Raw genomic sequence first — 26092 nt, 5'->3', positions numbered from 1 at the left:
GGGGGAAGGGAGAGGCGGCCCGCACCGGGCCACCCTCCGGCCCGAAGGCCCCGAGCCGCTCTCATCCGGCGTCTTCCCTCTGGCCCCACTCGAAGTACGCCGCGAGGTCCGGGTCGAGCACCGGCACCTTCTGCGGGGTTCCTCCCGCCCTCAGGGAGGCCGTGGCCTGGAAGCCCGCCGCGACCGCCATGCGGGCCGCGACCGGCGAGGTGTCGGTGGGGCCGCCGTCGCGTACGAAGCGCAGGAACTCGTCGATGACCACCGGATCCGCCCCGCCGTGCCCCTGGTCCCCCTCGTCCCGCGCGGAAGCGCCGGCTCCGGGGATGTCGTACGTTTCGTCCGGTTCGGGGCGGTAGCCGGAGCGGCGGGTGTTCCACACCTTCACCTGGCCGCCCGGGCCGTCGCCGAAGTTCTCCAGGCGGCCCGCGTCGCCGATGACCGTGTAGTTGCGCCAGTAGTCCGGGGTGAAATGGCACTGCTGGTAGGAGGCGAGCACCCCGTTGTCCAGGCGCAGGTTGAGCAGCGACACGTCCTCGACGTCGATCACCGGGTTGAGGGCGCGCTGGGTGTGCGGCGGCCAGTGGCCGTCCTCGGTGTACCAGTCCCGCGCCTTGGGTTCGCCGGGCGCCCGGCGGTGCGGGTTGGCTCCGTACACCATCAGGTCGCCCATCGCCTGGACATCGCTCGCGTAGCCGCCGGCCAGCCAGTGCAGTACGTCGATGTCGTGCGCGGCCTTCTGGAGCAGGAGGCCGGTGGTGCAGCGGCGCTCGGCGTGCCAGTCCTTGAAGTACCAGTCGCCGCCGTACCCCACGAAGTGGCGCACCCAGATCGTCTTGACGGTGCCGATGGAGCCGCGGCGGACGAGGTCGCGCATCATCCGGACGACGGGCATGTGCCGCATGTTGTGGCCCACGTACAGGCGCGTCCCGGTGTCGCGCGCGGTCCGCAGGATCTCGTCGCAGCCCTCGACCGTGATGTCCAGGGGCTTCTCCACGAAGACCGGCCTTCCGGCGCGCAGGGCGGCACAGGTCAGGTCGGCGTGGGTGTGGTCGGGGGTGAGGACGAGTACGGCGTCGAGGCCGGCCGCCTCGGTCACCGCGCGGGCGTCGGCGCGGACGAGCGCGCCGGGGAAGGCCGCGGCGGCCTCCGTGCGGGCCCGGGGGTCGGGGTCCGCGACGGCGGTCACGGCTGAGCCGCGCCCGGGCCGGTGGGCGACGCGCGCGATGCTGCCGCGCATGCCGTATCCGATGACGCCGATACGGAGGTCGGTCATGTCAACTTCCTTCGCTTGGAGCCGAGTTGTGACCATGGCCAAGGATGCGATCGGTGAACGGGCAGGGCGAGGGCGGCGGCCGGAGGACCCGCTCCCGCCGGCGAACCGGAGCCGACCGGGCACGGTTCCGACCGTCGCCCCGTGGCCGGTCGCTCCCGCCGACGAACCGGAGCCGACCGGGCACGGTCCCGACCCTCGCCCCGTGGCCGGATTCCTCACCACTTCCCCACACCTTCGTGCTCGTTACGGCGCACGCGACGCCGCAGACCCTCGGGCACCTGGCGTCAGGCTTCCGGGTCCCGTGTCCGAATGACGCCGCCTCCGGTTCCCGGCGGGGCCGCTCGCGAGGGCGCGCCGAGGGCAGCGCTCGATTCCGTATCTCGCGCTCCGACGCGCGCCCCGAGCCACCGCAATGCACCGTTCACGCTGGTCCACACCCCAACGCGCCCTCGCCGGACGCAACCAATTCCAGGGGCGGCGACCGTTCACCGACCCTTACATCAGCGTCCGACTCCCTTATGGCGCGCGTCCGTTGTGCAACAGTCGGGCCGGTGACCAACGGCCGTCGGGGCCGGTGCCGAGCCGCGGCAAGGGCGCCACGGCCGGCCCGCCAGGGACCGGAGTCGTTCCACGGACCTCGGGCCCGTGCCCCGGGCGAACCGATCCTCACGGAGAACCACCAGGTCAGCGGCGCGATCCGGGGGCTTCCGTCCGCCTCTCCCCCGCCGTACGACGCCCTTTGCCGGAATGTGACGCGCCCGCCCCATGGCCCGATCCGCCACCCGACGCCACCCCGGGCAGCGGAAAGTGCTGGTCGGCGGGGTGGCGCGGAGCTCTTCCGTTCACTCACACGTATGAAGGACAGGTCGTTTTCGTCGATGTCGAAGCGGAATCGGTTCTGCACCTGTTCTCGGATGTCATGACCGTGTCGATCTGATTCCGCTTCCTGGCCCTCAGTGCCACATGCCCACGAAACTTTTGCCGTTGTCATGTGGCGGAAAGTTGTGTGAAGGGGATGCAATCGACTGGGACCGAACAGGCCGGGGCACACACAACACATCGCCATTACGTCGTCAACACGCCACCTTCTGGCCATAGTTGGCGGAGAGTGGTGTAGCGGAGGGGGGCGTTTCACAGCATGGGGAGGTCGGCCTCTTCGGGACGGGACCACTGCCGATGCACCACCTGCCGGGGCCTCCCGCGGCAGGCGTTTCGCGGAGGAGGGCTCGCGGATGGACGGATACTTCAACAGCCGACTGCACCAACAACTGAGGGAAGACGTACGGCACTTCGCGGAACGTGAGGTACGACCCCGGATAGCCGAGATGGAGGCCGCGCGCACCGTCCAGTACGAGCTGTCGCGGCTCATCGCCCGACAGGGCTGGATAGGCGCCACCGTCAGCCCCGCCTACGGCGGAATGGGCGTGGGTCATCTCGGCAAGACCATCATCATCGAGGAGCTGTCCCGGGTGAGCGGCGCTATGGGGGCCATGGTGCAGGCCTCCCAGCTCGGCGTCGCCAAGATCGTGCACTTCGGGAACGAGGAACAGAAGAAGAGCTGGCTCCCGGCCGTCGCCGCCGGGGAGTGCCTGCCGACGATCGCGGTCACCGAACCCGAGTCGGGCGGCCATGTGCTGGGCATGGCCGCGAGCGCGGTCCGCGACGGTGACGACTACATTCTCAATGGCCGAAAACTCTATGTGGGCAACAGCCATGTGGGCGATCTCCACGGGGTGATCCTGCGCACCGGGCCGGGATCGAAGGGCCTGTCGGCGTTCCTCGTCGAGTCCGACCGGCCGGGCTTCTCGCTGGGCGAGCACCGGGAGTCGATGGGCCTGCACGGCTTCAGCTTCGGCGAGGTGCGCTTCCACAACTGCCGTGTGCCCGTGTCCCATCGGCTCGGCGAGGAGGGGGACGGGCTCGCCGTCGCGTACTCCTCCAGCGTGCTGTACGGGCGGGCCAACCTCACCGCTGTCGCGCTCGGCATCCATCAGGCGATCCTGGAGGAGACCACCCGCTTCTGCACCGAGCGGATCCGCTACGGCAAGCCGCTGCACGAACTCCCCAACATCAAAATCAAGTTGGGGCAGTTGCAGTCCCGGGTCATGACGGCCAGGCTCGTCGCCTACCACGCGGTCCAGTTACTGGACCAGGGGCTGCCCTGCGACGCCGAGCTCATGAACGCCAAGGTCGTCAACGTGGAGTCGGCACTGGACTCGGCGCGCAACGCCATGGAGATCCACGCCGCGGCCGGCCTGTTCACCGACCGGCCCATCGAGCGCTATCTGCGCGACGCCCACCACATCTTCGCCCCGGCCGGCACCTCCGACGTCCAGCTTCTGAGGCTGGCCGAGGTGGCGCTGGGCACCGCGAAGGGCCAGTGGTCGCAGCGCCTGTCCGACCTGGTACGCATGCGGGAACTGGCCACCCTCCACTGACCTCGGCCGCGGCGGGGACGGCTCAGAAGCGGCCGTCCTCGCGCCGGTGGATCTGCTCGACCAGCTCCGCCGCCATCGTCTTGATGGTTTCGAGCCCCGCCCTGCCCCAGGGCCGGGGCTCGGTGTCGACCACACAGATGGTGCCGAGCGCGATGCCGGTGCGGTCGATGAGCGGGGCGCCGAGATAGGAGCGGATGCCGATCTCGTCCACCACCGGGTTGCCGGCGAAACGCGGGTAGTCGCACACGTCCTCCAGGACGAGCGCCTTGCGCCGCACCACGACGTGCGGGCAGTAACCGTGGTCGCGGGCCATGATGCGGCTCACTCCGCCGGAGGCGGCCGCCGCCGCACCCAGGTCCGCACCGTTGTGGGTGCCGTTGGGGGTGTGCAGCCCCGCGAAGAACTGCTGGTTCTCATCGATGAAGTTGACCATCGAGAAGGGCGCTCCGGTTACCGCGGCGAGCTTGCGGGCGAACTCGTCGAAGGCCGGGTCGGGCCGGTCCCCCATGCCGAGCTGGCGCAGCCGCTGGACGCGGACCGGCGCTTCCCGGTCGACGGGGGTGAGCAGCAGATGTCCGGTCGGGTCGTACGTCATAGTCAAGCTCCATGGCTGGTAGCTGCCGGGATGGTGGCGAGCAGATGCTGGACCAGGGTGACCAGCGTGCGGATGCCGGAGCTGCCGATGCGGGCGTCGCAGAGCACGACGGGGACCTCTGGCTTGAGGTCTATGGCGGCCCGCACCTCCTCCGGGTCGTATCGGTACGAACCGTCGAACTCGTTGACCGCGACGAGGAATCCGATTCCCCGCCGCTCGAAGAAGTCGACGGCGGAGAAGCACTCGTCGAGCCTCCGGGTGTCGGCGAGGATCACCGCACCCAGCGCCCCCTCCGACAGCTCGTCCCACATGAACCAGAAGCGCTCCTGGCCGGGGGTGCCGAACAGATAGAGCACATGGCGGTCGTCCAGGGTGATGCGGCCGAAGTCCATGGCGACCGTGGTGGTGGTCTTGGACTCGATGCCTTCGAGGCTGTCGTGGGCCACGCTGACCGTGGTGAGGAGCTCCTCGGTGGAGAGCGGTTCGATCTCGCTGACCGCTCCGACAAAGGTCGTCTTGCCGACCCCGAACCCTCCCGCGACAAGGATCTTCAGCGCGGTCGGGAACAGGTCCACGGCGGCCCCGTCGGGCAGGGCGTCAAAGCCGTCGTCGTAGGCCATCGAGCACTGCCTCCAGCAGAGATCGGTCGGTGGGCGTGTGATGGAAGCGGGGGGCCCGCGCGGTCACCGCCCCGCAGTCCACCAGGTCCGACAGGACCACTTTGGTGACGACGGCGGGCAGTCGTAAGTGCGCCGAGATCTCCGCCACCGAGGTCGGGCCCTTGCACAGGCCGAGGGCCTGGGAGTGCTCGGGCCCCAGGAGCGTCTGGGGCATTGTGCCGGTGGCCATGACCTGCGAGAGCAGATCGAGCGTCGCGGTCGGCCGCGTACGGCCGTTGCTCACCGTGTAGGGGCGGATCAACCGCCCGGCCGCGTCGTCGAGCCACGGCCCGTCCTGTGGGGCCGCCACGGTCAACTCCTCAGGCCGCTCGGTGCCCCGGCGCCCTGCCTGGCCGGGGTGACGAGATACGGCCGTACGCTCTTGACGAGCATTGCCATCTCGTAGCCGAGCACCGCCGCGTCGGCCTCCCGGCCGGCCAGGACGGCGAGACAGGTCCCAGAACCCGCGGTCGACACGAAGAGCAGAGTGGAGTCGAGCTCCACCACGACCTGCCTGACCTCGCCCCCGTCCCCGAAGCGCGCTCCCGCGCTGCGGCCGAGCGAGTAGAGCCCGGAGGCGAGGGCCGCCATGTGGTCGGCGCTGTCGGTGTCCAGGCCGTGAACGGACTTCACCAGGCCGTCGGAGGAGAGCAGAACCGCATTGCGGGTGTAGGGCACCCGCTGGACCAGTCCGCTCAGCAGCCAGTCGAGGTCCGAGACGTGTCCGGTCGGCGCATCGCTCGCCATGGTGCATCTACTCCTTGGAGTGTTCGGCGTCAGTTTCCGACTGGAGCGCCTGGGGGGAGGGGTGGGTCGGCTGTGCTGCGTGGCTCTGCTGCGCTTCGGCGAGGCCGATGCCCCGCTGGAACGCGGCCATCAACCCCGGGTCGTGCAGGGCGTGTTCGTCGTTCCTGCGGGGTTCGGGCGCGTCCCGCAGCTGGGGTACGAGGTGTTCCTGGCTGCGGCGCCGGGGCAGATCGGGGCGGCCCATGGTGCCGCGCACGGCTCCGTTCTGGACTCGGGGGGCGGTGATCAGCCGGGGTTCGGCGGCCTCGGGGGGGGTGCCGTGCTGGACACCGGGGGACGCGGAGGCCGGGTTGGGCCGCTCCTCGTGCGCCGCGCGGACCGGAAGCGGCCCGTTCCCCCGGCCGGCCGTGGTCGGCTCGGCCACGTGCGTCCGGGGCGACGGCAGGTCGATGCCGGGCCGCGCCTGCGGTTCGGGTACCGGCCGCGGAGCCTCCTGGCGTACGGGTTCCTGATACAGGGGCTCCCGGTGTCCGGGCTCCTGGTGCTGGGATTCCTGGTGCAGGAGTTCCGGATGCAGGGGCGCCGGGAGTGCGGGCTCCTGGTGCCGGGGTTCCTGGTGCGGGGGTTCCTGATGCAGGGGCGCCGGGAGTGCGGGCTCTTGGTGCAGAGGAGCGAGGTGGACCGGTTCCTGGTGCACGGGCGCCAGTTCCGGGTGGGGCGGGGCGATGGCGGGCGCGGGGGCCGGGACCGGCTCGCCCGCCCCGGCGAGATGCGGGGAGGCCCCCCTTTCGCCGAGCCGCTCGGCGCCCTCCGGCTCCCCCGCGTGCGCCGCCTGCGACTGGGGTTGGCCCTGGTGGTCGAGGCCGTCCGGCTCGGCGCCCAACAGGCCCTGCGGCAGGACCAGTACGGCCTGGACTCCGCCGTAGATGTTGGTCTGGAGGCGCACCGCGATGCCGTGCCTGCGGGCCAGTGCGGAGACCACGAAGAGGCCGATGCGGCCGTCCTGAAGGAGGTGGGCCACATTGACCTGGTCGGGGTCGGAGAGCAGCGCGTTCATCTTGTTCTGCTCGGTGACCGGCATGCCCAGGCCCCGGTCCTCGACCTCGACGGCGAGGCCCGCCGTCACGAACTGGGCGCGCAGCAGGACCTGGGTGTGCGGGGCGGAGAAGACGGTCGCGTTCTCGACGAGTTCGGCGAGGAGGTGGATGACGTCGGCGACGGCGTGGCCGCGCAGGGTGCCGTCGATCGGCGGGACCAGCTTGACCCGGGGGTACTGCTCGACCTCCGCGATCGAGGAGCGCAGCACCTCGGTCATGGTGACCGGGTGGGACCACTGGCGGCGGGAGATCGCGCCGCCGAGGACGGCGAGGTTCTCGGCGTGCCGGCGGATGCGGGTGGCCAGGTGGTCGACGTGGAAGAGGCCCTTGAGCAGCTCGGGGTCCTCGACCTCGTTCTCCAGCTCGTCCAGGAGCTGGATCTCGCGGTGCACGAGGGACTGGAGCCTGCGGGCGAGGTTGACGAAGACCTCGACCTTCTGTTCGTTGCCGACACTGCTGGAGAGCTGGGAGGCCTGCACCACGGCGACCACGGCCGCGTCGTGCGAGCGGGTCAGCTCGTGCGCGAGCAGCTCGAACTCGTCGGCCCCCGACGGCAGTTGGGCCGGAGTTCCGCGCGCGGGCGGCCCTTCGCCGCGCCGCAGCGCCTCGACGACGGTACGGAGGTCGGCGGCCGAGCGGGCGCTGCCCCGGCGCAGCGCGTTGGCGCGGCCGAGCACGGTCTTGGCCGTCCGGTCGGCGCCGATCCCCGCCGCGACCAGCGCGGCGATCGCGAGCGCGGCGAGACCGGCGAGCGTGGCCCAGAGCCCTACGGAGGGATGGCGGCCGGTGGAGTGGAGGGTGAAGGCGACGGCGGCCGCGCCGCACAGCACCGCCACGGTGGCGGGCAGTACGGCGGCGCGCAGCAGCTGCGGCCGTATGCGGGACTCGGGCGACGGGCGCGGCCCGGGGGGCGCCGGCGCCCGGCTCCCCGGGGCGGAACGGGCGGCGTCGGGGGCGGGCTGCGGCCGGGTGGTGGTGCGGCCGTGCCGCCCGCCCTCGCGGCGGTCCGGCCGCGCTGCGGGTGCGCGGAGATGAGACATCGGCGTCCTCGGTGCGTGGGGTCCCATGGATCACTCTGGTGGGCCCAACTCGTCTGTTGTAGGACCCACTTTGATCGTCGACCACTCACCGTAGTGTTCAATCCATCACCCTCGGTGTGCAGTTGGCAAACTTCCCCACGCAGCGTCCCGCTCTGGTATGAGGCCTCGTACGGAGGGCCGATATCGCGCGGGCGCCGGAGTGTTCCGACACCCGTTCGACGGGCGGTTTCGGAAGGGCCGGCACGACGCCGGTCCCGCCACGGCCGCCCGTCCGCGGTGGTTCAGCGCGTCTTGGGGAAGGCCGCCCGGGGCCCGGATCCGTTCACGACGAAGGCGGTCGCGGCGAGGGTCAGGGCGCAGATCGCCTGCAACCCGATGAACCACACCGGCAGGGTGCCGGGGATCACGTCGACGGCGACGATGGCCACGGGCACGACGAACGAGACGATCCGCACCCGTACATAGGCCCATCGCTTCCCCCGTGCGGCGAGCGCGGTCAGCCAGTAGATCACTGCCGCGCTCGCGAGCACCGCCGCCGATCGGCCCCACATGAACGAGGTCACGGTGTGTCCGGTGAAGGCGCGGACGACGACCGCGATCAGCACCGCGGCGCTCAGCGTTCCGTACGCCTTGATGATCAACTTGGTTGTGGTGAAGGCCTGTTCGGCGTCGTCGCGGAGGGGGTGGGGCGCGGTGCGGCTGGTGGTGTCCATGGTCTTCCTCGGCTTCCTGTTCGGTGTGGTGTCGACGTTAGGAAGCGCGTGGACGGGCCGGTATGGGCCTGGACGCACGGGTGGGTGGGTCCAGACCCACTCCTGGTCCGTGAGGGGTTCTCCTCGGTCGCGGGCGGTGCAGAGTGGAGATCACGAAGAACGGTTCACGAAGTACGGGGAGAGGAAAGCTCATGCGTGGGTTGCGGTCGTGGGTGGCGAGTTTCGGGGTGGGTCTCGCGAGGGCGGCCGCGGTGGTCGCCGTCGCCCTGGTGGTACCCGCCGTGTGGGCCGCCGCGGTGGCGCTCGGCATCGCGTGGGGCGCGTCGAACCCGTGGTCGTGGCTGGCTCCGGCCGTCCTGGTGGGGGCCGGCACGCTCGGGCTCTCCCGTCCGGTCTGCCGGACGGTCCGCTTCCTCGTCGCGCGCTGGACGTCCACCGTCATCGAATCCGGGTACCGGCGCCCCGGCCCGGTGACCCAACTGTCCACCGGGTACTGGTGGAACGGCTTCGGCTACGAGCGCACCGGCCGCGACGCCGTCCTCGACCAGAGGATGCGGCTGCGGTGGAGCGACCCGGCCAACTGGCGCGATCTATGGTTCGTCGCGGTCCTGCCGGTGACCGCGGGCCCGGTGGCGGCCGTCCCCCTGGCCGGGATGGCCGCGGCGGTCCTCGGCTTCGGGGGGTCCGGGTTCATCGCGAACGTGGTCGGGACGGTCGGCGTGGCCGTCGCCCTGGGGTCCGCCCCTTACGCCTGGCGGCCCGTCGAGCCGGTGGCCGTACGGTTTCTGCGGCCGTCGGCGGCGATGGAGCTCGCGGACCGGGTGGACGAACTGACCGCGCAGCGCGCCGACACCACCGTGGCGCAGGCCGCCGAGATCCGCCGGATCGAGCGGGACCTGCACGACGGGGCGCAGGCACGTCTGGTCGCGCTCGGGATGTCGCTGGCGACGGCGGAGAAGCTGATGGAGAAGGATCCCGAGCGGGCCAGGGCGCTCATGCGGGAGGCCCGTGCCGGAGCCGCCACCTCCCTGACGGAGCTGCGCGATCTGGTCCAGGGCATCAACCCGCCCGTCCTCAACGAGCGCGGTCTCCTCGACGCCGTCCGCGCCTTCGCCCTGGACAGCCCGCTGGAGGTACGGGTCGACGCCGAGGTCGAGCTCCGCCTGGACCCGCCCATCGAGTCGGCCCTGTACTTCGGCGTCGTCGAACTGGTCACCAACGCGGTCAAGCACGCCCATGCCTCCCGGGCGCGGATCTCCCTGACGCGCCAGGGCCCCGACCTCGTGGTGGTGGTCGAGGACGACGGGCGGGGCGGGGCCGATCCCCGCCCCGGGGGCGGCCTCGACGGGCTGCGCCGCCGCCTCGCGGTCTTCGACGGCACCCTGGAGATCACCAGCCCTGCGGGTGGCCCGACCCGGGCGAGGATGATGGTGCCATGCGCATCGTGGTAGCCGAGGATCTCTATCTCCTCCGTGATGGAATGGTCCGCCTCATCGAGGCCTATGGGCACGAGGTGGTGGCGACGGCCACCACCGGGCCCGAGACGCTCGCGGCCCTCCTGGAGTGGCGGCCCGACGTCGCCGTCGTCGATGTGCGGATGCCGCCGGCCCAGTCGGACGAGGGGCTGCGCGCGGCTCTGGCCGCCCGCCGCGAGGTGCCGGGCCTGCCGGTCCTGGTCCTTTCCCAGCACGTGGAACAGCTCTACGCGCGCGAGCTGTTGGCCGACGGCGCCGGGGGCATCGGCTACTTCCTCAAGGAGAGCGTGTTCGACGCGGACCAGTTCATGGACGCCCTGGAGCGCGTCGCGGCCGGAGGCACCGCCATGGATCCGGCCGTCATCGCCAAGCTGTTCTCCAGCGGCTCCTCGAACCGGCTCCTGGAAGCGCTCACCGAACGCGAGCACTCGGTGCTCTCCTTGATGGCCGAAGGACTCTCCAACACGGCCATCGGACAGCGCCTGTTCCTCAGTGAGAGCGCGATCAGCAAGTACACGACGTCCATGTTCGGCAAGCTCGGCATCAGCGACGACGACTCCGGCAACCGCCGTGTCCTCGCGGTCCTCACCTACCTCAACAACCCCTGATATGCCCGCGGTTCATCTCATCCGCCCGATCCCGGCAGGGTGGTCGTGGTGAGCGTCCCGGCCGGCTGCCCCTCCAGGGCGCCTTCGATGGAGTCGCGCCATACGGGCCCCGCGAGGGTGCCGCCGAAGGCCTGGCCGACGGTTTCGCCGCCGATGCTCTGGCCGTCGAGATCGCGCGGGGTCCTGGTGTCGCTGACGACGGCGGCGCCCGCCAGTTCGGGGGTGTATCCCGCGAACCAGACCTGCTTGCTCTCATCCGTGGTGCCGGTCTTGCCCGCACTGTCGCGGTCGGTGAGCCCGGCCGGTTTGCCGGTGCCGTCCTGCACCACCCCGAGGAGCATGGTGGTGATGGTGTCGGCGGTCTCGGCGGACATCACCTGGTGGCAGTCGGCGCGGGGCACCGGGACGCTCCCCCCGTCCGGCTTGGTCACGGAGGTGAGGGCCACCGGGGCGCAGTACGTACCGTGGTTGGCGAAGGTGGCGTACACATTGGCCATCTCCAGCGGGGTCAGGTCGTTGCTGCCGAGCGTGAGCGAGGGGACCACCTGCAGCGTGGTGCCGCCCGCCTGCGCGGTGAGGCCGAGCGCGTTGGCCATCTTCGCCACGTCGCACAGGCCGGTGTCGGCCTCCAGTTGGGCGAAGTAGGTGTTGACGGACTGGGCCATGGCGTCCGGCATCCCGAACGGGCCGACCAGGGTGGGGCTGTCGTTGTGGACCTCGCCGTTCTCCGGGTAGGTGTGGCCGGCGCAGTCGGACATGGCGGGCCAGGGCATGGAGTACGGCGCCGGGTACTTCTGGCCCGGGCTCGTGCCCTTCTCCAGGGCCGCGGCCGCCACGATCGGCTTGAACGTGGAGCCGGTCGGAAAGCCGAGGCCGCCGCCCATGCGCGCGCCGACGTTCAGGTTGATCTCCGTCTGGTGCGCGCCCAGGCCGTAGTCACGGCTCTGCCCCATCGCGACGATCTTCCCGGTGCCGGGCTGCACGAGGCTCATCACGGCGGCGGCGTCGTCCGTGGTGTAGGCGTGCGAAGTGACGGACTCCTGAAGGGCCTTCTGCGCCTTGGGCGAGAGCGTGGTGCGGATCTGGAGCCCGCCCCTGCTCCACAGGGCCCGCCGCTCGGCCGCCGTCTTTCCGAACGCCGGGTCGCTCAGCACGATGCGGTGCACGTAGTCGCAGAAGAAGCCCTCGCCGAGGCGGGCCGTGATGCACCCCTGGCGCGGTGCGCTGACCTTGAGCCCGACCGGGGTGGCGATGGCCTGCTGGGCCTGGGTCGCGCTGATCGAGCCGTACTTGGCCATCTGGTTCAGGACGGTGTCGCGGCGCTGCTTGGCCGCCTGGGGGTGGGTGACCGGGTCGTACATGGACGGCGACTGGACGAGGCCCGCGAGCAGCGCGGCCTGCGGCAGGGACAGATCCTTGGCGGGCACGCTGAAGTAGCGTCGCGCGGCGGCCTCGATCCCGTACGCCTGCTCGCCGAAGAACGTGATGTTCAGGTAGTTGGTGAGGATCTGGTCCTTGGAGAGGGTGCGTTCCAGCTCGATGGCGTAGCGCAGTTCCTGGATCTTGCGGCCCAGGGTCTGGCGCTGGGCTTCGAGCACCGCCTTCTGGTCGCTGCCCGCCTGCTCGACGAAGACGTTCTTCACGTACTGCTGGGTGAGGGTGGAGGCGCCCTGGGCGACGCCGCCGGTGGCCGCGTTCTTGTTCAGGGCGCGCAGCACGCCCTGGAGGTCCGCGGCCCCGTGCTGGTAGAACCGGTTGTCCTCGATGTCGATCAGCGCCTTGCGCATCACGGGAGCGATCCGGTCGCCGGGTATGACGGTGCGGTCGCGGTCGTAGACGGTGGCGATGAGACCGCCGTCGGCGTCGTAGATCTGCGACGCCTGGGAGAGCGGGGGCGCCTTGAACTCGTCGGGCAGGCCGTTGAAGCTCTCCGCCGCCGACTTCGCTCCCACACCCAGCCCGCCCGCCACGGGCAGCGCGATCCCGGCGGCCATCACGCCCGCCAGAACGCTCACGCCGAGGAAGCGCAGGGTGCGGGTGAACCAGGAGCCGGACGGGCGGGAACGCGGGGAGTGCATAGGGCGAAACATACGCAGGGGAGCTGTGAATCATGCCTGGCGGGCCTCCCCGGAACACATTTCTGGCCGTCCGGGAGCGGGTGGGGTGCGGCAGGCGGCCATGATCGGGCGCTTGCCCCGGGCCGCCGGTGTCCCGGAGGGCTCAGTCCCCGGTGGGCCGGGGCGGCCGGACGTAGGTCAGCGTGTGGTGGGAGACGAGGCCGCCCGCCGTGTCCCTCGTCTCGGCGGTCCCGTAGACGATGAGTCGCCCGGGCCGCAGGATCGTCGACTCGCAGACGAGGTCCGTGCGGGCCGGCCCGAGGAAGCTCGTGGTCATCTGCTGGGTCACGGACGGGTCGTCCTCGCCGAACAGCGACATGATCGCGATCCAGCACGTCACATCGGCGAGCGCCATCGCACAGCCGCCCTGGAGGACACCCCCGGGGCGGAAGAGTTCCGGCCGCCGCGGAAGCGAGACCCGGGCCCACCCCTCCTTGACGGCATCCACCCTGAACCCCCACCAGGGCCCGAAGGGGCTGTTGTCGAGGACGGCTTGGGCGGCGTCGGCATCCATCATCGACGGAACATAGCACCCGGTTCGACCGGCGGCCACGATCACCCAACTGGGCTCGGGCACAGGGTAGTTCGCGCCCCGGCGCTGGTCCGCGCGAGCCACCCCGGACCGGGGCCCGGGCCAGCCCCAGCAACCCCGCTCCGCCGGGGACGCGCCGGCGTCTTGCGCAGTTCCCCGCGCCCCCACAACCCGACGCCGACCGCAGACCGTGCCCACGTCTCGCGCAGTTCCCCGCGCCCCCAGCGGACCGACGCCGACCCACACAAGCACCCTTCAGCCCATCCGGCGATTGAGGACGAGCGCCCTCAAGGCGCGAAACGGGACCTGAGGCAGAGCCCCAGAAACCCGCTCCCCACCGCGAACCATGCCCACATCTCGCGCAACCCCCCGCGCCCCCAGCGGATCGACACCGACCCACACAAGCACCCTTCACCCCATCCGGCGATTGAGGACGAGCGCCCTCAAGGCGCGAAACGAAGCCTGGCTCAGGAACCCCGCACCTTGCTCAAGCCTCCAGCGCGGAGCCGCAGTTCCAGCAGAACCGCGCGGAGCGTTCCGTGGCGAGGCGGCCGCACTCGGGGCAGACCCGGCCGAGGAGGCAGGCCTCCTCGCCGCCCTCGTCGCGCGGCGGCGCCCCGATGGCGAGCCCCGGCCTGCGCCGGTGCACGGACAGGTATCCCATCCCCTCGGCCCCGGCGGCCAGGGCGCGGCGCGAGCCCTTGGGGAGCCAGAGCGCGGTGACCGGGCGCAGATCCTGGGAGCCCGACTCCGTACGGAGTTCGCCGCTCCCTTCGAGGACGATCAGGAGGACGTCAAGGGCGAGGTCGGTGTGCTCGTCGATGGTGCGGCCGGGCGGCAGCCGGAGCAGGTTGGCGTCCAGACCGCGTCCGCTTTCGGCGAGCCGCCACAACGCGCCGCCCGCCTGCGGCGACGCCGCCGCGAGCTCTCGGCCGAGATCGGCCACCACGCGCGCACCTTGCTGTTCCATCCGTTCTCACCCTCCGCTGCCTGCCCGGTCCCTGTGACGTCCGCCCGCCACCATCCGCATGCGTATGACAAGTATCGCGAAGAGCAAGACGGAGGCGTAGAGCCGCCATCAACGCCGCGGAGTGGCGCCGTCACGCGCCGCACGACGGATGCGGCCCGAATGGAAGCGGGACACCGGCAACCGTAAGCCGGCTCGCGGGAGCCGACGCCGCCGCGATCGCAGGACGAGGAGACGGCGGCGGCCGGGAGGGGGTGACCGCCGGGGATCAGGGCCTCTGCGGCGTGCGGCGGGTGCGGGTCAGCACCCGGGTCGTGCTGCCGTCGTCCTCCTGGATGTCGCGGACGTGCGCGAAGCCGAGCCTGGCCAGCAGCGTGAGCGAGGCGGTGTTCTCCGCCGCCACCGTGGCGTGCACCTCGGTCAGGCCGAGGGTGTCGAAGCCGTGGGCGACGACGGCTCGGGCGAGCTCCGTGCCCAGGCCGGCGCCCCATGCCGCGGGCGCCAGCGCGTAGATGATCTCGTGGCCGCCGGTCGCCTCGGTGGGCTTGATCTCGGCGTGCCCGATCAGCTGCCCGTCCTTGCGCACGGCCCATACGTCGAAGAGGTTCCGCGCGTACACCTGGGTGAAGACCCGCCGGAACAGCGCCCGGTCCGCCGCCTCGGAGGCCGGTCCCTCCCCCATCCAGCGCGACACCCGCCGGTCCTGGAACAGGGCGACGAAGTCCTCTTCGTCGCCGGGGGTGTAGGGGTCGAGGAGCAACCGCTCGGTCACCAGCGTCGGGGTCATGAACGGCGACGCTACGCACCCGTCTCGCGGGCCCGCAAACCCTTTCGGGCGAGGCTGCGCGCGGCCTCCTGACCCGCCCGTTCTCACCCGTCGCGCGACGGGCCCGGCCCGGGCGCCCGGCGTACCGCGCAGGCCGCCGTACCGCCCGGCAGCCGCTGCCGGTTGTCGGCCACGAGCCGGTAGACGGCGTGGGCGAGCCGGCGCACGAGAGGCAGCGTGAGCACGGCACCCAGGGGAGCCCACCCCCGGCCCGCGCTCAGCAGCAGTTCGGCCACGGCCCGCGCACCGCCGTGGACCGCTCCACCGGGCGTGACCCACAACAGCTCGTACCGCGCCCGCGGTTCAGTGACACCGAGCGCGTCCAGATCCGCGAACTGCCACGGGGTGATCGCGCAGCGGGGCCGGATACGGCGCTCAACGAACGCGGCGCAGGAGGTGCAGAACGCGCAGTCTCCGTCGTAGACGAGTACGGGCCGGGTTCGCATCGGACCATCCGCCCCACCCGCTCCGGGGGTGCGCACGGCTACCCGCGCGCCGGGCGGACCCGGGGGCACAGGCCCGCTCCGCTCACCGGTCCCCGGCCAGGTCGAGGTCGGCCGCAGGGGTCGCGGTGGGGCGGATGCTCGCCGGGCGTGGGTGGCGCCAGGGGTGCGCGAGCGGAACGGACAGCGCCTGCCACCAGGGCTCATCCGGCAGCACGCCGCCCGGCTCGAAGGGCTCCCCGGGGCGGGGGAAGGCAGCGGCCTGGCCCGCCTCCTCGGCGGCGTCCTTGGTCCACTCGCCCGGCTCGGCCCACGGGTGCGGCGCGAGATTGAAGGTGCCCCAGTGGATCGGCATGAGCACGCCGTGCGGGGCGCCGCCCTGGAGGTCCAGGTGGGCGCGCAGGCCCTCGGCGGGGGTCATGTGGATGTCGGGCCAGAACTCGCTGTACGCGCCGATCTGGATCATCGTCGCGTCGAACGGCCCGTGCTCCGCGCCGATGGTGCGGAAGCCGTCGAAGTAGCCCGTGTCGCCGCTGTGGTAGATCCGGTGCTCGGGCCCGGCCACCGCCCAGGACGCCCAGAGGGTGTGCTGCTGGTTGCGCAGGCCGCGGCCGCAGAAGTGGCGGGCCGGGGTCGCGGTGAGCGTGAGCCCGTCGACCTTCGCGGTTTCGTTCCAGTCCAGCTCGTGGATCCGGTCGAGCGGTACGCCCCAGTGCTCCAGGTGGGCGCCCACCCCGAGCGGCACCGCGAACACCGTGTCGGTGGCGGCGAGGGCGCGGATCGTGGGCAGGTCGAGATGGTCGTAGTGGTCGTGGGAGATGACGACGACGTCGACGGGGCCGAGGGCGGCAAGCGGCAGGGGGACGGGGTGCAGGCGCTTGGGCCCGGCGAACGCGAAGGGAGAGCAGCGCTCACCCCACACCGGGTCGAACAGCACCCGCCGCCCGTCGATCTCGGCCAGCACGCTCGAATGCCCCATCCAGGTGAGCCGCAGCCCGGAGACGGGCGGCTTCGCGATGTCGGCGAGGGTGGTGGGGTGGACCGGAATGGTGCCGGTCGGAGCGCGACGCACGCGCTGCTCCTTGGCGAAGAACCGCTTCGCGAACTCCAGGGTCGAGCCCGAGGGCCTGATCTGCGTCTCGCCCTCCGGGTTGCGGAAGACACCGTCCGCGAAGTTGGGCGAGCGGCGAATGCGGGCCATCCGCTCCCCCGCCGGATCGGCGCCGAACGCGTCGGTCCGCAGCTCGCGGAGTCTGGAGCGAAGGGGAAGCAGAGAACCAGCGCCGGTCACGGCACCTCCAGGGACTCGGGGTCATTCCATTATGGGCGGCCGGTACGTCCGCGCCGGTGCGGGGGCTTTCGGGGGTGAACGGGTGGGGGTGCTACCGGCGGCAGGGGATGACTCTGGAACGCTGCCCCCCGCCCGCGGATTCCCGGAGTCCGCGGAGCCGCTCTGCCATGATGCGGGGATGATCACTCCGATACCTCCCGTCGTGCCCGCGGGCCGCATGGGCCGGCAGCAGCAGCCCTCGTTCGTCCTTCCCGGGGGGCGGGAACTGCGCCCCTGGCGGGAGTCCGACGCGGACGTCCTGGTGGCCTCCGCCCTGGACCCGGACATCGTGCGGTGGAACCGCGTCGAGCAGCTCTCCCTCGATGCCGCGCGGGAGAAGATCGCGCACTGGGGGCAGCGCTGGACCGAGGAGCAGGCGGCGATCTGGGCGATCTCGCGGCGCGAGGACGACCGGGCCGTGGGCCTCATCGGACTGGCCGACTTCGATCTGCGGGGCGGCAGCGCGGAGATCCTGTACTGGCTGCTTCCGGCCGGTCGTGGTGGCGGCGCCGCGCTGGACGCCACCCTGCGGGTCAGCCGGTGGGCCCTCGACGAGCTGGGCCTGCACCGGATCCGTATCACGCACTCGGTGAGCAACCCCGCCTCGTGCCGGGTGGCGCAGCGGGCGGGGTACACCCTGGAGGGCACGATGCGCAGCGCTCTGCTCCACGCCGACGGCTGGCACGACGAGCATCTGCACGCGCGGGTCGCGGGTGACCGCTGGCCGGACGGGAGTTGAGCCCGAACGCCCTGCCACGAGGGGCCCACCCGGGCCCCGCGCGCCCCTCCACCCCGCTTCCCTCTCTCCCCGCCCCGGGCCCCGCCCGGGCTCCCCGCGCTTCCACCCGGGCCCTCTCGCCCCTCGCTCCGGGCCCACCCCCTCCCACTATGCACTCGATGTATACACCTCACGTATAGTCGGCTGCGCCCCTGATCCCGGGGGCGCCGTGGGCAACTCATCTCCGGGGAGGGCACCGCCATGCTCAAAACCGCCTCACGTTCCGCCCGGTCCCGGGCCGCCGCCGGTATCGCCACGGCCGCCGCCCTGGTGCTGACCCTGGCCGGCTGCGGCCAGGACTCCACGTCTCCCCAGGAGGCACGCGGCCGGGCCGCCAACGAGGTCCGGGTGAAGCCCACCGGCAGCCCGGCAGCCGTGGACTGCGCCAGGGCCAAGTGCATCGCCCTGACCTTCGACGCCGGGCCGGGCCCGCACACGCCCCAACTGCTCGACATCCTCAAGGAGAAGAAGGTCCACGCCACCTTCTTCCTGCTCGGCAGGAAGCACGTGGACACCTATCCGGACACCGTCCGCAGGGCCGCCGCGGAGGGCCACGAGATCGCCAACCACACCTGGACCCACCGCCGCCTCGACCAGTTGAAGCCGGACGAAATCCGCTCCGAGCTCGACCGTACCCAGCAGGCGGTCAAGGCCCTGACCGGCCGCGCGCCCACCCTGATGCGTCCGCCCCAGGGCCGTACCAATGACGAGGTCGCGGCCGCCAGCAAGGAACTCGGCCTCTCCCAGGTGCTGTGGAGCGCCACCGCCAAGGACTACGCCACGACCGACAGCGCCCTGATCCGCAAGCGGATCCTCGACCAGGCGAGCCGCGACGGCATCATCCTGCTGCACGACATCTACGACGGCACCGTGCCCGCCGTCCCCGGCATCATCGACGAACTCACCGAGCGCGGGTACACGTTCGTGACCGTGCCGCAACTGCTCGCGCCCGGCACCCCCGAACCGGGCACCCTCTACCGGCCCTGAGCCCCCGCCCGGTTACGCCCACAGCAAGCAGCGTTCCCGATGAGGGCCGCGCCCGGCAGAGTTGAGGGCATGAGAGTACTGATGCTGGGGGGAACGGAGTTCGTCGGCCGGGCCGTGACCGAGGCGGCGCTCGCGCGCGGCCACGAGGTGACGGTCTTCCATCGCGGGCGCCACGAGCCACCCGCCGACGCGCTGTCACTGCACGGCGATCGCACCGCCGAGGGCGGGCTCGCGGCGCTCGCGGAGGGCTCTTGGGACGTGGTCGTCGACACCTGGTCGGGCGCCCCTGCCGTGGTCCGCGACGCGGCGAGGCTGCTGGCCGGCCGGGTCGGCCGTTACGTGTATGTGTCGAGCCGCTCGGTGTACGCGCACCCGACGCCGCCCGACGCGGGCGAGGACGCCCCGCTGGTGGCCGGCTCACCCGACGACGGTGACGCGGCCGACTATCCACGGGCCAAGCGCGGCGGCGAACTGGCCGTGGTCCGTGAACTCGGCGAACATCGGGCCCTGTTGGTCCGTGCGGGCCTGATTCTCGGCCCCTGGGAGAACATCGGCCGGCTCCCCTGGTGGCTCGCCCGCGCCGCGCGCGGCGGCGACATGCTCGCGCCGGGTCCGCGCGATGCGGGGATCCAGTACATCGACTGCCGCGACCTCGCCCGGTGGACCCTGGATGCCGCCGAGGCCGGGCTCGGCGGGGCGTACGACCTCGTCAGCCCGGTGGGTCACGCCACGATGGGCGCGCTCATCGAAGCGTGCGTGCGGGTCACCGGCGGCCGGGCCGTGCCGCGCTGGACCGATCCGGAGACGATCCTGGCGGCCGGGATCGAGCCCTGGCTGCACCTGCCGGTGTGGATCCCGCCGGGCGAACAGCACGACACCATGCACGGCTCCACGGCGGCCAAGGCGCTCGCGGCCGGGCTGCGGTGCCGCCCCGTCCAGGAGACGGTCGCCGACACCTGGGCCTGGCTCGACTCGATCGGCGGGGCCGCTCCCCAGCGCCCGGACCGGCCCCGGGTCGGCCTCGACCCGGAGGTGGAGCGCAAGGTCCTGGCCGGCCGGCCGCGCGACGGGGAGCCTTCCTGACACCGCGCCGGAGCGCGACAGCAGGGGCGGCCGGGCGCTCTCCTGACGCCCCGTCAGGACGGCATCGGACGGGCACGTCTCGCTGACGTACCGTCAGAGCGGCAGCAGGTCGGGCCGCTTGGGCGAGACCTCGTCGCCCGACGACTCGCCGCGCAGCCGCCGCCCGATCCACGGCACCAGATACTCGCGCGCCCAGTTGATGTCGTCGCGCCGCACCTCGAGGGAGTTGCGCGGCGGCAGCGGCGGCCACGGCTGGTCCGGGTCGGCCGGGACGTCGAGCCCGAGCACCTGGGCGGCCCGCAGCGCGACCCGGGTGTGCCCCTCCGGGGACAGGTGCAGGCGGTCGTTGTCCCAAGCCCGCCTGTCCTGAATGGACTTGAGCGACCAGAGGTCGAGCACCGGGCAGCCATAGCGGTCCGCGATGGCGCGCACATGCCCGTTGTACGTCGCGATCTTGCCCCGCAGATGACGGAGCAGGGTGACGCCCCGGGTGTCGAAGCCCGTGGTCACCATGACGGTGCCGACGGCCGGCTTCAGGTCGGCGAGGGCTCGCTCGAAGCGTTCGGCCACCTCGTCCGGGTCGGTGCCCGGGCGGATGATGTCGTTGCCGCCGGCACAGAAGCTCACCAGGTCGGGGGCGAGCTCCTTGGCCCTCGGCACCTGCTCCTCGACGATCTGGTCGAGGAGCCTCCCCCGGACCGCGAGGTTGGCGTACCGGAAGGTCCCCTCCGGCCGCTGGTCCCCGAGGAGCACGGCGAACCGGTCCGCCCAGCCGACGAACGTCCCGTCCGGGCCAAGATCCCCGACGCCCTCCGTGAAGCTGTCGCCGATGGCCGTGTACGACCCGAACGTGCCGCTGCTGAATGATCTCGAATCGTCTGCCACGAGGGCTTATCCTCCACCCCCGCAAGTGACCTACGCCACCGTAGGGAGGGGTTGACGGGGGGTGATATAGACCACCCGGTCAGTTCGGCGGGTCCGGGAATAGGGGTCGGTTCCGGCCGCAACTGCCCTGCGGCGTCCGCGCGTTCAGGTTGTACGGGCACTCCGGAGACCGCCTCTTGACCTCAAGCGGGGTTCAGGTCGGAGGCTGGGCGGCATGAACAACGACACCGCCAGCAGCGGGCCCGCCTCCCGTGCGAACGCCACCGCGTCCATCCCTTCGACCGTCGTGCCGTCCGCTTCGGGCCGCGGGTCCGAGGTCCCCGCGCAAGGCCTGCCCCTGTCGGGCACCGCGCTCGACGAGCTCGCGGAGCGGGCGGCCGCCACGGCGACGATCGTCGGCGTCGGGGAGTCCACACGGTTCTCCCGCGAGACGTTCGGCGTACGGGACCAGCTCCTGCGCCGACTGGTCCGCGACCACGGCTTCCGGGCGCTCGCCGTCCAGGACAGCGCGGGCGCCGGCGCGGACCTGGACGCCTATGTGAGCGGCGGCCCGGGTTCCGCCGCCGACGCGCTCGCCCACGCCTGGCGGCCGCAGCGCACCGCCGAGATGGCCGCCGCCCTGGAGTGGATCCGCGCGTTCAACCAGGCCCACCCCCACGACCCCGTACGGATCTTCGGCGTCAAGCCGGCGCAGGCGGGGCGCGAGGACTACGACACCGTGCTGGAGCACGTTCGCGCCCGGGCGCCCGAGCTGCTGGCGCGGGCGGCGTCCCATCTGGATCCGATCCGCACCGCCCACGACCTCGACGAACACGTCCAGCGCGCCCGGGGAACACACCCGGGGCGGCCCTTCGCCGAGCACGCCCGCGACGCGCTCGCCCTCGTCGGGTCGCTGCCCGAGGGCGACGGGCGCGAAGCCGCCCTGGACCGGATGCGGCTGATCGTCGACTTCCACGAGCAGAGCGTGGCCGGGCGGGGCGACTACGCGGGCGAGGCCACGGTGTGGTCGGACGTCATCGACGGCTTCCACCGCCGTACCGGGCTGCGCGTGGTCTATTGGGACGGCATCGCGCACACCTCGGCGGCCGGGACGGTGCTGGGGATGGCGCCGGAACAGGACTCGCGGGCGACCGTGGGCAGCGTGCTGCGCGCCCGGTACGGCGACCGGTACGTGTCCGTCGCCATCGGATTCCACCACGGCGACCTGGGGGTCACCGTCGTCCCGGAACCCGTCGCGGGCTCGCTCGACGCGCGGCTCGGCGAGGTGGACGCGGCCGCCCACTGGCTGGACCTGCGGCGCCCCGAGGTACGCCGCCACTGGGACGGCCCGGCGAGGGCCCGGGTCATCAGCGGCGTCTACGACCCCCACGACGACGCGGCCGGATACCTCGCCGTCGACTCGCTCCCCGCAGCCTTCGACGTCCTCGTGCACATCCGGCGGGCCTCCGCCGTGCGATGGCTGTCCTGACCCCGCCACCGCGATGCCCCAACGCGCCGATCCGATCAGGGAATTGGGGTGCCTCGGCCACGCGGCGCTACGCCTCCACCCTGCGCAGCCGGAACACGGCCGCGTCCAGGTCGCCGCGCAGCCCGGTGGCGAGCCCCCGGTGGAGCAGCACCGCGCCGCTGTGAACGGCGCCGGTGTCGCGGCAGGCGTAGGACGCGGCCGGGTCGAGCCCACGCAGCCGTACGGCGGGCGGCGGCTCCCCGTAGTGCTGCGCCTGGAGCCAGGCCAGCACGACGGTGTCGCCGCCCCGGGTGTACTGGACCGCGCCGAGGCCGCCTTCAGGGGCCCGGAGGCGGTACTGGGCGCCGAGTTGCACGACCGGCCTGATCTCCTTGTACAGCGCCACCCAGTCGCGCGCTTCGGCGCGTTCTTCCGGGGTCCAGCGGGAGAGGTCCCCGCCCACGCCGAGGACTCCGGCCATCGCGCTCACGAAACGGAACCGCAGGCTGCTGACGCGCCCGTTGAGCTGGGCGTTGGGGCTGTCGGTCACCCAGGCCGCCATGACCCGTGCGGGGTGGAGCTGGCTGAAGCCGTGCTGGATGGCGAGCCGGTCCAGCGGGTCGGTGTTGTCGGAGGTCCACACCTGGTCGGTGCGGGAGAGCACGCCGAGATCGACGCGTCCGCCCCCTCCCGAGCAGGACTCGAAGGCGACCCGGGGGTGGGCGGCCCGGAGCCGGTCGAGGAGGGCGTAGAAGGCGTGCACGTGCTCGGTCCACAGCTTCTGGGGGTACGCCTGGTCCGGCCAGCCGGCGTCCGTGAAGCACCGGTTGAAGTCCCATTTGACGTAGTCGACGGGAGCGCTGGAGAGCAGCGCGTCCAACTGCTCCCCCACGTACTCCCGTACGTCCTGGCGGGCGAGGTTGAGGACGAGCTGGTTGCGGAACTCGGTGCGCGGGCGGCCGGGCTGGAACTGCACCCAGTCGGGGTGGGCGCGGTAGAGGTCGCTGTCGGGGTTGACCATTTCGGGCTCGACCCAGATCCCGAACTCCATGCCCAGCGCGTGCACTTCGTCGGCGAGCGGCTTCAAACCGGCTGGGAACCGCGTTGAGTTGGGGGTCCAGTCGCCGAGGCCCGCGGCGTCATGGGTGCGCGCGCCGAACCAGCCGTCGTCGACCACGAACAGTTCGACGCCCATCTCGGCCGCCCGGTGCGCGAGGACGCGCTGCTGGTCCTCGGAGATGTCGAAGAGAGTGGCCTCCCAGGAGTTGTAGAGCACCGGACGCGGCCGCTCGGCCCCGGGAATCACGTGCGCGAGCTGCCAGGCGTGCCACTGCCGGCTCGCCCCGCCGAACCCGCCGGCGCTCCACAGCCCGGCGAACACCGGTGAGGCGTACGAATCGCCCGGCGCGAGCAGCGCCAGGCCCGAATCGTCGTACCCCGCACTGCCGTTGATCTGCACCCGGCCGTCGGGCAGGTGCTGGACGGCGATGCGCCAGGACCCCGACCAGGCGAGCGCGCAGCCGTACACCTCGCCGCTCTCCTCGGTGGCCTCCGCGTCGGCGTCGAGCGCGACCCAGGGCAGGTGCTGATGTCCGGTGTGGCCGCGCCGGCTGCCGAGCAGCTTCTCGCCGGGGGTGAGGGCGCACCGTACGAGACGGGTCTCGGCGGCCCAGCGGCCGTGCAGGTGGGACAGGCGCCAGCCGTCGCGCTCGGGCAGTGCCCAGGACGCCGCGTCCGCCCGCAGCAACTCCAGCTCCCCGTCCGCCCCTTGATGGGTGGCGGTCGTCCAGCGCTCGATGACGTCGAAGTCGTCGCGCATCCGGTAGTGCAGGGTGATCGCGAGCCCGTTCACGGGATCGGTGAAACGCAACCGCAGTTCGTCCGACTCGGCTTCGGCACCGGCGAAGCCCCAGCCGGTGCCGCGCGTGCGCCCGGCGCGCACCGACAGGGCGGGGCGCACGAATCGGGGCCCTCCCTCGACCGGGTACTCCTCGTGTCCATCCAGGCGCGACTCGAAGGGCCGCTGAGGTGCGAGCGGCTCTCGCGCCAGCGCTGTCGCGTCGGCGAGGGCGATCCTGGGGCCCCAGTGGAGGTGCAGCAGTTCGTCGTCGTCCGTGAGGTGCAGCGCATAGCTGCTGCCGCGCCCCGTGAGCAGCCAAAGGCGTCCGTTGCCACCGGTCTCGATCATCGCGACCCCCAGATCCGCACACGTACGCACAGGATCGGGTCTGCCCGGCCGCGGGGGCAACGGTTGTGCGGTTCGCACCGAGATGATTGCCCCAGGAACACATGTCGTATCGTCGACAGACGCGCAGGACGCGCCACCCAGGATCGACGTCAGGAGTCCCCGTGACCCAGCAGATTCCGCAGATCCCCGCGACCGAGCCCGAGCTGGTGGGGGTGCGCAACTTCCGTGACGTGGGCGGGTTGCCGACCGTGGACGGACTGCGGGTGCGTGGCGGGCGGCTCTACCGCAGCGGGCACCTCGCACATGCCACGGCGGCCGACGCGGCCTTTCTCGCCACCCTCGGACTGCACACCGTCTTCGACTTCCGCAACGCCGGGGACCAGAAGCTGGAGGGGCCCGACATCGAGCTGCCGGGGGTCCGCAACGTCAACATTCCGCTGACGGATCCGGCCGACGGGGCCGAGTTCTGGAAGATGGTCCGCGACGGCGACCTCGACGAACTGCGCTCGGCGCTGGCCGGCACCAAGGGCGCGGACCGGATGATCCACTCGTACCGCGAGATCATCACCCAGCGCACCGCCGAACACAGCCGGGTGCTGCACGCCCTGGCCGAGGACAGCGTGCCCGCGCTCATGCACTGCGCGGCGGGCAAGGACCGGGCGGGCCTGTCCATCGCGGTGGCGCTGCTGGCGGTCGGCGTGGAGCGGGACGCCATCGAGGCGGACTACCTCAAGTCCAACGACCCGCACCGCCGTTACAAGGTGCGCCGCACCAGCACCTCCCCGGACGCGATGTCCGACGAGGTGATGGAGCTCCTGAGCCCCCTCTTCGACGCCCGCGCCAGCTATCTGCACGCGGCCTTCGACACCATCGAGGAGACCTGGGGCACCACCGACCGCTACTTCTCCGAGGGCCTCGGCCTGTCCGGCGAGACCCGGGAGCGGCTGCGCGAACGCCTGGTGGAGGGCGCGGCCTGAGACGGGGGCAGCGGGGTCACTTCCCGCGGGTTACCTCCCGCGGGTCACTTCCCGCCGACCGCGAAGAGCAGATACAGGAAGCCCGCGAAGATGTGCCCCGCTACGAGGTAGGCGAAGAGCCGCACGACCAGGCCCCGGGGGAACTTGGTCTCGGCCGTCTCCTCGATGTTCCTGCGGGGCGCCTGCGCGGCGGGCGCGATCTCGTGCTCGGACATGTCTGTTCCCGTCCTCTCAGCTGTGCGGATGGTGCGGATGCGGGTCGGGGCTCTGGAGCAGGGTGTGGACGAAGAGGAACGCGGCGCCTCCGTGCGAGGCGGCGGAGATCCGGTGCGGGGTCAGCGAGTCGAAGTGGGCGCTGTCGCCCGGGTCGAGCTCATGGGTCGCCTCCCCCAGGCTGAGGCGGAGCCGCCCGGTCAGGACGTACAGCCACTCCTCGCCGGGGTGGACCCGCACCAGTTCGCGCTGGGTGCCGTACGGAACCTCGACGCGCAGGGCCTGCATGGCGCGGCCGGAGGCGCCGCTCTGGTGGTAGGTCCAGCCGTCGGCCTCGCGGGGAGCGGCGCGGCCGGCCCGGATGACGGGCTCGCGTTCGGGGGGCATCTCGCCCAGCAGCTCGGAGACCGTCGTACCGTAGATGCGGGCGAGCCCGAGCAGCATGGGCAGCGAGGGCTGGCGGCCCCCCGTTTCGAGGCGGGACAGGTGTGCGGGCGAGAGGGCGGCCCGCTGGGCGGCGGCCTCCAGGGTGAGGCCCCGGCGCCGACGCAGTTCGCGCAGCCGCGGTGCGACGTCCGGGAGCGCCGCGTCGTCGTCGCCAGGAGTGCTCATGCGCTCCATTCAGACAGCCGATTGCCTCAGAGGCAAACTTTTTGCCTCTGAGGCAAATCCGC

Annotated in this window: 25 protein-coding genes; 8 read left to right on the top strand and 17 right to left on the bottom strand. The window is 72.1% G+C overall.

Annotated features, from left to right (window positions below; translation table 11 throughout):
- Positions 1-61: 61 nt before the first annotated feature.
- Positions 62-1273, bottom strand: coding sequence for a Gfo/Idh/MocA family protein (locus tag N4G70_RS15410; protein ID WP_261713195.1), 1212 nt, complete (start codon positions 1271-1273; stop codon positions 62-64).
- Positions 1274-2505: 1232 nt separating this feature from the next.
- Here N4G70_RS15410 and N4G70_RS15405 point away from each other — a divergent pair.
- A complete protein-coding gene (locus N4G70_RS15405; protein ID WP_261713194.1) occupies positions 2506-3711 on the top strand; it encodes an acyl-CoA dehydrogenase family protein in 1206 nt (401 codons plus the stop codon).
- Positions 3712-3733: 22 nt separating this feature from the next.
- Here N4G70_RS15405 and N4G70_RS15400 read toward each other — a convergent pair whose 3' ends face one another.
- The 6 genes from N4G70_RS15400 to N4G70_RS15375 all read right to left on the bottom strand — a co-directional run bounded on the left by N4G70_RS15400 (position 3734) and on the right by N4G70_RS15375 (position 8562).
- A complete protein-coding gene (locus N4G70_RS15400; RefSeq protein ID WP_261713193.1) occupies positions 3734-4306 on the bottom strand; it encodes a GAF domain-containing protein in 573 nt (190 codons plus the stop codon).
- Positions 4307-4308: 2 nt separating this feature from the next.
- Positions 4309-4926 (bottom strand): ATP/GTP-binding protein, encoded by a 618-nt coding sequence (locus N4G70_RS15395; protein WP_261713192.1) that lies wholly within the window; start codon positions 4924-4926, stop codon positions 4309-4311.
- A complete protein-coding gene (locus N4G70_RS15390; RefSeq protein ID WP_261713191.1) occupies positions 4904-5275 on the bottom strand; it encodes a DUF742 domain-containing protein in 372 nt (123 codons plus the stop codon). Before N4G70_RS15390 ends, N4G70_RS15395 begins: the two co-directional genes overlap by 23 nt.
- Before the next feature lie 2 nt (positions 5276-5277).
- A complete protein-coding gene (locus N4G70_RS15385) occupies positions 5278-5712 on the bottom strand; it encodes a roadblock/LC7 domain-containing protein (protein WP_261713190.1) in 435 nt (144 codons plus the stop codon).
- A gap of 7 nt (positions 5713-5719) precedes the next feature.
- On the bottom strand, positions 5720-7849 hold the full coding sequence (locus tag N4G70_RS15380) for an ATP-binding protein (protein WP_261713189.1): 2130 nt from the start codon (positions 7847-7849) through the stop codon (positions 5720-5722).
- Positions 7850-8130: 281 nt separating this feature from the next.
- Positions 8131-8562, bottom strand: a complete 432-nt coding sequence (locus N4G70_RS15375; protein ID WP_261713188.1) for a hypothetical protein — start codon at positions 8560-8562, stop codon at positions 8131-8133.
- A gap of 191 nt (positions 8563-8753) precedes the next feature.
- Between N4G70_RS15375 and N4G70_RS15370 the strand changes: the two genes are divergently transcribed.
- Positions 8754-10013 (top strand): sensor histidine kinase, encoded by a 1260-nt coding sequence (locus tag N4G70_RS15370; RefSeq protein ID WP_261713187.1) that lies wholly within the window; start codon positions 8754-8756, stop codon positions 10011-10013.
- Entirely contained in the window at positions 9998-10645 is a 648-nt protein-coding gene (locus N4G70_RS15365; RefSeq protein WP_261713186.1) for a response regulator transcription factor, read from the top strand. Before N4G70_RS15370 ends, N4G70_RS15365 begins: the two co-directional genes overlap by 16 nt.
- Positions 10646-10662: 17 nt before the next feature.
- On the opposite strand, the gene N4G70_RS15360 is transcribed toward N4G70_RS15365, so the two are convergent.
- From N4G70_RS15360 to N4G70_RS15335, 6 genes are all read right to left on the bottom strand, one after another.
- Positions 10663-12723, bottom strand: a complete 2061-nt coding sequence (locus N4G70_RS15360) for a transglycosylase domain-containing protein (protein WP_261713185.1) — start codon at positions 12721-12723, stop codon at positions 10663-10665.
- Positions 12724-12865: 142 nt separating this feature from the next.
- On the bottom strand, positions 12866-13279 hold the full coding sequence (locus tag N4G70_RS15355) for a PaaI family thioesterase (protein ID WP_261713184.1): 414 nt from the start codon (positions 13277-13279) through the stop codon (positions 12866-12868).
- A 502-nt stretch (positions 13280-13781) separates the two neighbouring features.
- Entirely contained in the window at positions 13782-14264 is a 483-nt protein-coding gene (locus N4G70_RS15350; RefSeq protein WP_261713183.1) for a hypothetical protein, read from the bottom strand.
- 265 nt (positions 14265-14529) lie between these two features.
- Entirely contained in the window at positions 14530-15048 is a 519-nt protein-coding gene (locus tag N4G70_RS15345; protein ID WP_261713182.1) for a GNAT family N-acetyltransferase, read from the bottom strand.
- An 83-nt stretch (positions 15049-15131) separates the two neighbouring features.
- Positions 15132-15533 (bottom strand): thiol-disulfide oxidoreductase DCC family protein, encoded by a 402-nt coding sequence (locus N4G70_RS15340; protein WP_261713181.1) that lies wholly within the window; start codon positions 15531-15533, stop codon positions 15132-15134.
- Positions 15534-15615: 82 nt separating this feature from the next.
- Complete coding sequence (locus tag N4G70_RS15335) at positions 15616-16821, bottom strand: MBL fold metallo-hydrolase (RefSeq protein ID WP_261713180.1); 1206 nt, start codon at positions 16819-16821, stop codon at positions 15616-15618.
- Between the two features lie 178 nt (positions 16822-16999).
- On the opposite strand from N4G70_RS15335, the gene N4G70_RS15330 reads away from it, so the two are divergent.
- From N4G70_RS15330 to N4G70_RS15320, 3 genes are all read left to right on the top strand, one after another.
- Positions 17000-17599 (top strand): GNAT family N-acetyltransferase, encoded by a 600-nt coding sequence (locus tag N4G70_RS15330; RefSeq protein ID WP_261713179.1) that lies wholly within the window; start codon positions 17000-17002, stop codon positions 17597-17599.
- A 240-nt stretch (positions 17600-17839) separates the two neighbouring features.
- Entirely contained in the window at positions 17840-18625 is a 786-nt protein-coding gene (locus N4G70_RS15325) for a polysaccharide deacetylase family protein (protein WP_261713178.1), read from the top strand.
- Positions 18626-18694: 69 nt separating this feature from the next.
- Positions 18695-19708 carry an NAD-dependent epimerase/dehydratase family protein gene (locus N4G70_RS15320; protein ID WP_261713177.1) on the top strand — a complete coding sequence of 338 codons (1014 nt, stop codon included), beginning with the start codon at positions 18695-18697 and terminating at the stop codon, positions 19706-19708.
- 93 nt (positions 19709-19801) lie between these two features.
- Here the strand turns inward: N4G70_RS15320 and N4G70_RS15315 are convergent, their stop codons facing one another.
- Positions 19802-20593, bottom strand: a complete 792-nt coding sequence (locus N4G70_RS15315; protein ID WP_261713176.1) for an SGNH/GDSL hydrolase family protein — start codon at positions 20591-20593, stop codon at positions 19802-19804.
- Positions 20594-20807: 214 nt separating this feature from the next.
- Here N4G70_RS15315 and N4G70_RS15310 point away from each other — a divergent pair, with 214 nt between their 5' ends.
- The gene (locus tag N4G70_RS15310; protein ID WP_261713175.1) at positions 20808-22061 is read left to right on the top strand and encodes an erythromycin esterase family protein; all 1254 of its coding nucleotides are present in this window, start codon (positions 20808-20810) and stop codon (positions 22059-22061) included.
- Positions 22062-22128: 67 nt separating this feature from the next.
- Here N4G70_RS15310 and N4G70_RS15305 read toward each other — a convergent pair whose 3' ends face one another.
- On the bottom strand, positions 22129-24228 hold the full coding sequence (locus N4G70_RS15305; protein WP_261713174.1) for an alpha-galactosidase: 2100 nt from the start codon (positions 24226-24228) through the stop codon (positions 22129-22131).
- A 161-nt stretch (positions 24229-24389) separates the two neighbouring features.
- Here N4G70_RS15305 and N4G70_RS15300 point away from each other — a divergent pair, with 161 nt between their 5' ends.
- Positions 24390-25205: a tyrosine-protein phosphatase gene (locus N4G70_RS15300; protein WP_261713173.1), complete on the top strand. Its 816-nt coding sequence runs from the start codon at positions 24390-24392 to the stop codon at positions 25203-25205.
- A gap of 44 nt (positions 25206-25249) precedes the next feature.
- Here the strand turns inward: N4G70_RS15300 and N4G70_RS15295 are convergent, their stop codons facing one another.
- Both N4G70_RS15295 and N4G70_RS15290 read right to left on the bottom strand, forming a co-directional pair.
- The gene (locus tag N4G70_RS15295; RefSeq protein ID WP_261713172.1) at positions 25250-25420 is read right to left on the bottom strand and encodes a DUF6126 family protein; all 171 of its coding nucleotides are present in this window, start codon (positions 25418-25420) and stop codon (positions 25250-25252) included.
- Positions 25421-25436: 16 nt separating this feature from the next.
- On the bottom strand, positions 25437-26030 hold the full coding sequence (locus tag N4G70_RS15290) for a helix-turn-helix domain-containing protein (RefSeq protein ID WP_261713171.1): 594 nt from the start codon (positions 26028-26030) through the stop codon (positions 25437-25439).
- Between the last annotated feature and the right edge of the window lie 62 nt (positions 26031-26092).

The sequence above is a fragment of the Streptomyces sp. ASQP_92 genome (assembly GCF_025399895.1).
GTDB lineage: Bacteria > Actinomycetota > Actinomycetes > Streptomycetales > Streptomycetaceae > Streptomyces.
Note: the sequence above shows the minus strand (reverse complement) of the source record. Positions and strands in the feature narration are given on the sequence as shown.